6 protein-coding genes are annotated in these 7,266 nt (G+C 68.6%); 3 read left to right on the top strand and 3 right to left on the bottom strand.

From position 1 onward, the window contains the following. Nucleotides 1-58: 58 nt before the first annotated feature. Both AB0B48_RS30870 and AB0B48_RS30865 read right to left on the bottom strand, forming a co-directional pair. Complete coding sequence (locus tag AB0B48_RS30870) at nucleotides 59-1,138, bottom strand: inositol-3-phosphate synthase (protein WP_091396616.1); 1,080 nt, start codon at nucleotides 1,136-1,138, stop codon at nucleotides 59-61. Nucleotides 1,139-1,161: 23 nt separating this feature from the next. Beyond that, the gene (locus tag AB0B48_RS30865; protein ID WP_030331823.1) at nucleotides 1,162-1,800 is read right to left on the bottom strand and encodes a PadR family transcriptional regulator; all 639 of its coding nucleotides are present in this window, start codon (nucleotides 1,798-1,800) and stop codon (nucleotides 1,162-1,164) included. A 175-nt stretch (nucleotides 1,801-1,975) separates the two neighbouring features. Here AB0B48_RS30865 and AB0B48_RS30860 point away from each other — a divergent pair, with 175 nt between their 5' ends. Next, nucleotides 1,976-2,425 carry a DUF5318 domain-containing protein gene (locus AB0B48_RS30860; protein ID WP_355004535.1) on the top strand — a complete coding sequence of 150 codons (450 nt, stop codon included), beginning with the start codon at nucleotides 1,976-1,978 and terminating at the stop codon, nucleotides 2,423-2,425. A gap of 139 nt (nucleotides 2,426-2,564) precedes the next feature. Here AB0B48_RS30860 and AB0B48_RS30855 read toward each other — a convergent pair whose 3' ends face one another. Beyond that, nucleotides 2,565-3,275: a hypothetical protein gene (locus AB0B48_RS30855; protein ID WP_357207717.1), complete on the bottom strand. Its 711-nt coding sequence runs from the start codon at nucleotides 3,273-3,275 to the stop codon at nucleotides 2,565-2,567. Here AB0B48_RS30855 and AB0B48_RS30850 point away from each other — a divergent pair. Together AB0B48_RS30850 and AB0B48_RS30845 are read left to right on the top strand one after the other, a co-directional pair. Beyond that, nucleotides 3,238-5,547: a transglycosylase domain-containing protein gene (locus AB0B48_RS30850; protein WP_357207714.1), complete on the top strand. Its 2,310-nt coding sequence runs from the start codon at nucleotides 3,238-3,240 to the stop codon at nucleotides 5,545-5,547. The genes AB0B48_RS30855 and AB0B48_RS30850 overlap by 38 nt on opposite strands. A gap of 126 nt (nucleotides 5,548-5,673) precedes the next feature. Continuing rightward, on the top strand, nucleotides 5,674-7,176 hold the full coding sequence (locus AB0B48_RS30845; protein ID WP_357207711.1) for a glycosyltransferase 87 family protein: 1,503 nt from the start codon (nucleotides 5,674-5,676) through the stop codon (nucleotides 7,174-7,176). Nucleotides 7,177-7,266 lie beyond the last annotated feature (90 nt).

Below are 7,266 nucleotides of genomic sequence, written 5' to 3'. Positions count from 1 at the left end.
CGGGCCGGCCGCGCCCCCCCCCCCCCCCCCCCTTCCACGTGCTTGATGAATCAGCGCGTCAGCGCGTGACCTCACCGGCGATGAACTCCTCGACGGCCTGGTGGGCGTCGTGGTCGGCGTACTGCACCGGCGGGGACTTCATGAAGTACGACGAGGCCGACAGGATCGGGCCGCCGATCTTCCGGTCCAGGGCGATCTTCGCGGCCCGGACCGCGTCGATGATGACGCCGGCCGAGTTCGGAGAGTCCCACACCTCGAGCTTGAGCTCGGCGTTGAGCGGGGTGTCACCGAACGAGCGGCCCTCCAGGCGGATGTACGCCCACTTGCGGTCGTCCAGCCACGGCACGTGGTCCGACGGGCCGATGTGCACGTCGCTCTTGCTCATCTCGTGCGGGATCTGCGAGGTGACCGACTGGGTCTTCGAGATCTTCTTCGAGACCAGGCGCTTGCGCTCCAGCATGTTCATGAAGTCCATGTTGCCGCCGAAGTTGAGCTGGTACGTGCGCAGCAGCTCGACGCCGCGGTCCTCGAAGAGCTTCGCGAGGGCACGGTGCACGATGGTGGCGCCGACCTGGCTCTTGATGTCGTCACCGACGATCGGCAGGCCCGCGTCCTCGAACTTCTTGGCCCACTCGGGGTCGGAGGCGATGAAGACCGGCAGGGCGTTGACGAACGCGCAGCCGGCGTCGATCGCGGCCTGGGCGTAGAACTTGGCGGCCTGCTCGGAGCCGACCGGCAGGTAGCAGACGACGACGTCGACCTGCGCGTCGCGCAGCGCCTGCGCCACGTCGACGGGGGTGGCGTCCGACTCCTCGACGATCTCGCGGTAGTACTGGCCCAGACCGTCGAAGGTCGGACCGCGCTGCACGCTGACGCCGGTCGGCGGCACGTCGCAGAGCTTGATGGTGTTGTTCTCGCTGGCGACGATCGCCTCCGCGAGGTCCATGCCCACCTTCTTGGCGTCCACGTCGAATGCCGCGACGAACTCCACGGCGTTGACGTGATAATCGCCGAAGGCGACGTGCATGAGACCCGGGACGCGGTCGTTCGGGTTGGCGTTCCGGTAGTACTCGACGCCCTGAACCAGGGACGAGGCGCAGTTACCCACACCGACGATGGCGACGCGGACGGAGCCCATAGCGTCTGCCTCCTTCTTTTCTGTCACGGCCGCTCATTCCTGGTCTCTCCAGGCGGAGGCGGGCTGTTGTCTTCTCGTCGGCCGCCGGCTGTCCCTATGTTCGGGACCGTCGGGGCTCGGCCGGAGCGCTCGTTGGCGATGAGCTCCTCCAGCCAGCGGACCTCGCGCTCACAGGCATCAAGGCCGTGGCGCTGCAGTTCCAGCGTGTAAGCGTCGAGGCGCTCGGCTGCCCGGCCCAGCACGTCACGAAGCCCTTCGCGACGCTCCTCGATCTTGCGGCGGCGACCCTCCAGAATGCGCAGTCGGGTCGCCTGGTCGGTCCGGGCGAAGAACGCGAAGTGCACTCCGAAGCCCGTGTCGTCGTACGTCTCGGGTCCGGCCTGTGCGATCAGCTGGGCGAAGCGTTCCTTGCCTTCCGCGGTGATTTTGTAGACCACCCGACCTCGTCGGCTGGTCAGCGCGGGAACCTCCTCGGCAGTGGCGGGTGTCTCAGCAGCTTCGGTGATCCATCCCGCCGCCTGAAGCCTGCGTAGCGTGGGATAGAGCGAGCCGTAGCTGATCGCCGCCCGGATCGCGCCGAGTTTGGCGGTCAGCTCCTTGCGCAGCTCATAGCCGTGCATCGGAGACTCCTGCAGGAGGCCGAGGATGGCGAACTCAAGCACTGGCCACCCTCTCTTTACCCTCCGGCGTGGAGTGGTAACCGCCGCGATGTATCGGACCGATACATCGCACGTTAGCGGGTCGCGTGGGCCAGGGCAAACCCCCGTTCCGAGATGTCGTCGTCACGGATTGTGAGCGTGGTCGCCTGCTCGGTTCGGACCGCGTACCCTTCTCCGCATGCGTACGCAGCGCCAGGTCGTCGACTACTCGCTTCAGAAGCGAGCAGTGCTGCGTGAGCTCCTGGCCGGCCGGGTCGGCACGTACGACGTCTGCGACGCGTCGCCGTACCTGAAGAACGCCGCTCGGTTCCACGGAGAGCCGACGGACCGGCGCTGCCCGATCTGCCGCAGCGAAAACCTGACGCTGGTCCACTACATTTACGGTGACGAACTCAAGCAGTCCGCCGGCCAGGCTCGGACACTTGCCGAGTTGCCCGTGCTGGCGATGACGCTGCGTGAGTTCCAGGTCTTCGTCGTGGAGGTGTGCCTCGGTTGTGACTGGAACCATCTCGTCGAGCAGTACCTGCTCGGCCGGGACGGTCTGACCGGCGACAGCGACGGCACGAGCGAGCAGGACGCGGCGGGCGCCGAAGGCGCCGGTCGGCGGAGGCGAGAGGCGCAACGGTGACATCAGCTGGTTGGACCGGCCCCGGAGTGGCAGACGAAACCCGGGACGGCCGACCGCTTGTTCGCCCGATTGGCCCGATTGATACGGCAATGACCCCGGTCGGTCGGCACCCCCGTGCCGGCGTCCCGGGTGAAGCAACTCACGGCAACCCGGTGGCGGCGCAGCCGCGCCCCACCGCGACCGGCAGGGTGTGAGGAATGAACTCGTACGGTGATCCCAGTTCTGCGCGCGGGCGGGCCCAGTACTCGGGTCCGGACGGTGACCCCGGACCGGGCGCGGACGACGCGTACCGCCGGCCCGGCGGTGACTCCGGCGCGGCAACCCCGGGCCGCGCCTCGGTGACGCCCCGGGCTGCCGGTGGCCGCGCCACGGTCGGTGGCTCCGCCTCGGTGCCGCCGCGTGGCAGCGCGGCCGCCGGGTCCGCGTCGGTGGGTTCGGCAGCGACCGGCCGGGCCGGTCGGGCCTCGGTGCCGGTGTCGCCGGCACCTGGTGCGGCAGCTGGCCGCGCCGGCGCCGGTCGGGCCTCGGTGCCCGTCTCCCCGGCGCCGGGCGCGCCCGCAGGTAGGGCTGCGGTCGGTGCCGCCTCCGTCGGTGCGGCCTCGGTCGGCACCGCCTCGGCGGGCCGGGCCAGCGTCGGGTCCGCGTCGGTCGGTGGTCGTGCGGCGGTCGCGCGGGCGAGCGTCTCACCGGTCTCCGGTGGGCCGGGCGGCCCTGGGGGTCCCGGTGGGCCGGGCGGCCCTGGTGGTCCCGGTCGGGGCGGCCGTGGTCCGGGCGACCCGGGCGCCGCAGCGCGGGCGAAGAAGCGCAAGCGGATGAACCTGCTGATCGCCGGGTTCGCCGTCTTCGTCATGCTCGCCGGCATCGGCGTGGTCGGGTTCACCTACTACTCGACGAACGTGGTGCTTCCGGACGAGATCACTCCGCCGCAGGCGACCACCCTGTACGCCTTCGACAACAAGACGATCATCGCGAAGGTGGGCGATCAGAACCGGACCCTGGTCACCATCGACCAGATTCCGGACCACGTGCAGAAGGCGGTGGCCGCAGCCGAGGACCGGAACTTCTACCGGCACTCGGGTGTGGACTACAAGGGCATCGCCCGGGCCGGCTGGAACAACCTCTCCGGCGGCGACAAGCAGGGTGCCTCCACCATCACCCAGCAGTACGCGCGCAACGCCTACGACAACCTGAAGGACGACACGTACGCCCGGAAGGTGAAGGAGGCGATCTTCGCCTCCAAACTCAACGACGAGTACACGAAGCCGCAGATCATGCAGCACTACCTCAACGTGATCTACTTCGGCCGGGGCGCCTACGGCATCGAGGCCGCAGCGCAGACCTACTTCGGCAAGTCGGTGAGCAAGCTCAACCCGGCCGAGGGTGCCGTCCTCGCGGCTCTGATCAAGCAGCCAGAACCCAGCTCCACCCACCAGGGGTACGACCCGGCCATCAACCCGACCGCCGCACAGGATCGCTGGAACTACGTGATCGACGGCATGGTCAAGGAGGGCTGGCTGGGTGTACCCGGCATGGAGCCGCGTCCTGCTGAGTACCCGCTGAAGGCCATCAAGTCCCCGAAGAAGGGCGGCATCGGCGTCGACTTCGGCGTCGACACGCCATACGGCAACGTCATCAACTACGTCCGGCAGGAAATGCGGGACAGGGGTATCTGTGTCGAGAAGGACACGGAGGTGACAGCTACCAAGCCGTCGTGCTCCCAGGCGCTGATGTCTGGCGGTTACCGGATTCGCACCACAATGGACACGAAGATGCAGGCGGCGGCGGTCGAGACCGCCCAGCGCAAGTCCAAGGGCTCCGAGTTGGCCGGTCAGCCCTCCAACATCATGGCCGCGGTGGTGTCGATCGATCCCACGAACGGTCGGGTGGTCGCGTACTACGGCGGTGACAACGGCACCGGCACCGACTACGCCGGTAAGAACACCGACTCCACCGGGGCGATCAGCGGCGGTCACTCGCCAGGTTCAAGCTTCAAGATCTACACCTTGGCGGCCGCGCTCAAGGAGAAGAAGGCGCTCGAGTCTCGCTGGAAGGGCAAGGCCTTCAAGCCGGAGGGCACCTTCAAGGTCAGCAACGCCGGCACCGACAACCCCAGCTGCGGCAACTCCTGCACGCTGCGGGTGTCCACGCTCAAGTCCCTGAACGTGCCGTTCTACTACGTCACCGAGGAGATCGGTGCCGACAAGGTCATCGACATGGCCAAGCAGGCCGGCGTCACCACCATGTGGCGCACTGACACCAACCCGGCCAAGGCCTACGACCTGACGAAGACCGACGCGAAGGACATCACGCCGGAGCCGTTCTTCAACGTCGTCGGCTACGGCCAGTATCCGATCACGGTGCTGGACCACGCCAACGGCGTTGCGACCTTCGCCAACGGGGGCGTCTACAACAAGGCGCACTTCCTCTACTCGGTGGAGAAGCAGAACCCGAACACCGGTAAGTGGGACAAGGTCTACAGCGAGAAGCTCGACTCGAAGCGGAGAATCGAGAAGAGCGTGGTGGACGATGTGACGTCGGTGCTGAAGGACTACCCGGCCGCTGTCAACCACCGCCTCGACGACGGCCGCAAGGCCGCCTCCAAGACCGGCACCTGGGAACTCAAGGACGACAGCAGGGACAACGGCGACGCGTGGATGATCGGCTACACGCCGCAGTTGGCGACTGCGGTCTGGGTGGGCAACGTGGGGGCACGGAAGCCACTCATCCTCAAGGACGGCCGCACCAAGGTCAGTGGTGGCAACCTCCCGGGTGAGATCTGGGAGCGGTTCATGAACGAGGCGCTCAAGGGCAAGCCCAAGGTTGACTTCCCGCCGGCGGCGAACGTCGGTGATCCGGATTCCGGGAACGGTGAAGCGCCGCCGCCCCCGCCGCCACCGCCGAACCCGGGGGGTCAGCCCGGTCAGGGACAACCCTGTAACCCGCTGATCGACATCCTCTGCAACCCCGGAGGCAACAACCCCGGGGGCGGCGGCAACCCCGGGGGCGGCGGCAACCCCGGCGGCGGCAACCCTGGGGGCAACCCCGGCGGTAATCCGGGCGGCGGCGGCACAGGTGGTGGTGGTGGCGGGCTGTTGCCCAGCCTGCCACCCAACCGGGAGTGACCCGCACCAGCACACGACGCCGCCGCCGGCCGGACGACACGTCCCGGCCGGCGGCGGCGTTTTCGTACCCGGAACTCCGCGCCGGGACGGGACGGGCACCCCTGTCGTACGGCAGGATGCCTCTTCATGAGCACCCAGTCGACGCCCGGCATCGACGACGCCGGAACCACTGATCACCCGTCCCGCTCCGACGGGTTCGTCCGCGGCATCTCCAGCGTCATCGGCGGGCCGCTCGGCGACCACGCGACAGCGCTGAACCGGCCGGCCGGTCGGGAGCATCGCTTCTGGACGGCCGCGCGGATCGTGCTGGCGCTGGTGTGCCTCACACTCGCGCTGCACTGGGTGCAGAAGTCGCCCTGCCAGAACGGCGCCTGGCAGAACAACGTCCAGTACACCCGGTTCTGCTACACCGACGTCCTCGCCCTCTACTACGCCGAAGGGCTCAACGAGGGCAAGGTGCCCTACCGCGACCACCCGGTCGAGTACCCGGTGCTGACCGGCTACTTCATGGGGGCGCTGGGCCTGCCGGTGCACGCCATCGGTGACGGCGACCCGAGCATCAACCAGGGCCAGTGGTTCTACAACCTCAACGCGCTGGTGCTGGGCGCGCTCGCGGTGGCCACGGTGGCGGTGATCCTGTCGTTGCGCCGACGACGACCCTGGGACGCGGCGATGTTCGCACTCGCCCCGGCTCTGGTGCTCACCGCCACCGTCAACTGGGACCTGCTCGCCATCGGGCTGGCAGCCTTCGGCCTGCTCGCCTGGGCCCGAAAACGACCGGCGGTGGCCGGCGTGCTGCTCGGTCTGGCCGGCGCGGCGAAGCTCTGGCCGCTGTTCCTGCTCGGGCCGATCCTCATCCTGGCGCTACGGGCCGACCGGGTTCGGGCCGCGCTCATCGCCATCGGGACGGCTGTCGCGGCGGTGGTCCTCGTTAACCTGCCGGCCGCGCGGGCGTACCCGGAGAACTGGGACCGGTTCTTCGAGCTGAACACCACCCGGCCGATCGACTGGGGCACGCTCTGGTACATCGGGCGCTACCTGGACGGCAAGGTCGGTAACGACCCCGGCAGCCTCGGCCCGTTCGAGTGGCTCAACGCCAACATCCCGACCCTCAACACCGTCTCGTACGCGCTGTTCGGGCTGGCCTGCCTCGGCATCGCCGTGCTGGCGCTGCGGGCACCGCGCCGACCCCGGCTGGGTCAGCTCGCCTTCCTGGTGGTCGCCGCGTTCCTGATCTTCAGCAAGGTCTGGTCGCAGCAGTTCGTGCTCTGGCTGCTCCCGCTGGTGGTGCTCGCCCGGCCGAAGTGGGGCGCGTTCCTGGCCTGGCAGATCGCCGAGGTCTGCTACTTCGTCGCCTTCTACGGAGAACTGCTCGGTGCGGCAACCAGCAAGCCCGTCTTCCCGGAGGGGGTGTTCGTGCTGGCCTCGACGTTGCGACTGGCCACTGTGGTGGTGCTCTGCGTGTTCGTCGTCAAGGAGATCCTGCACCCTGAGCAGGACGCGGTGCGGGCTACCTACCCGGACGACCCGGACGGCGGGGTCCTCGACGGCGCCCCGGACGCCCCCTGGATAGACCGCTGGCGCCGCCCCGCGAGAAGCGAACCCTCCGTGGAATTGATCACCACCTGACCCCTCAAGCCGACCGCGGCCGGCACCACGTCAGGTTTTCGGGGGAGCCCGCCCGGCTCCGGGCGGTCAGGCTTGATCCCTGCGCCGGGC

It is taken from the genome of Micromonospora sp. NPDC049089 (genome assembly GCF_040648775.1).
Taxonomy (GTDB): Bacteria; Actinomycetota; Actinomycetes; order Mycobacteriales; family Micromonosporaceae; genus Micromonospora.
Note: the sequence above shows the minus strand (reverse complement) of the source record. Positions and strands in the feature narration are given on the sequence as shown.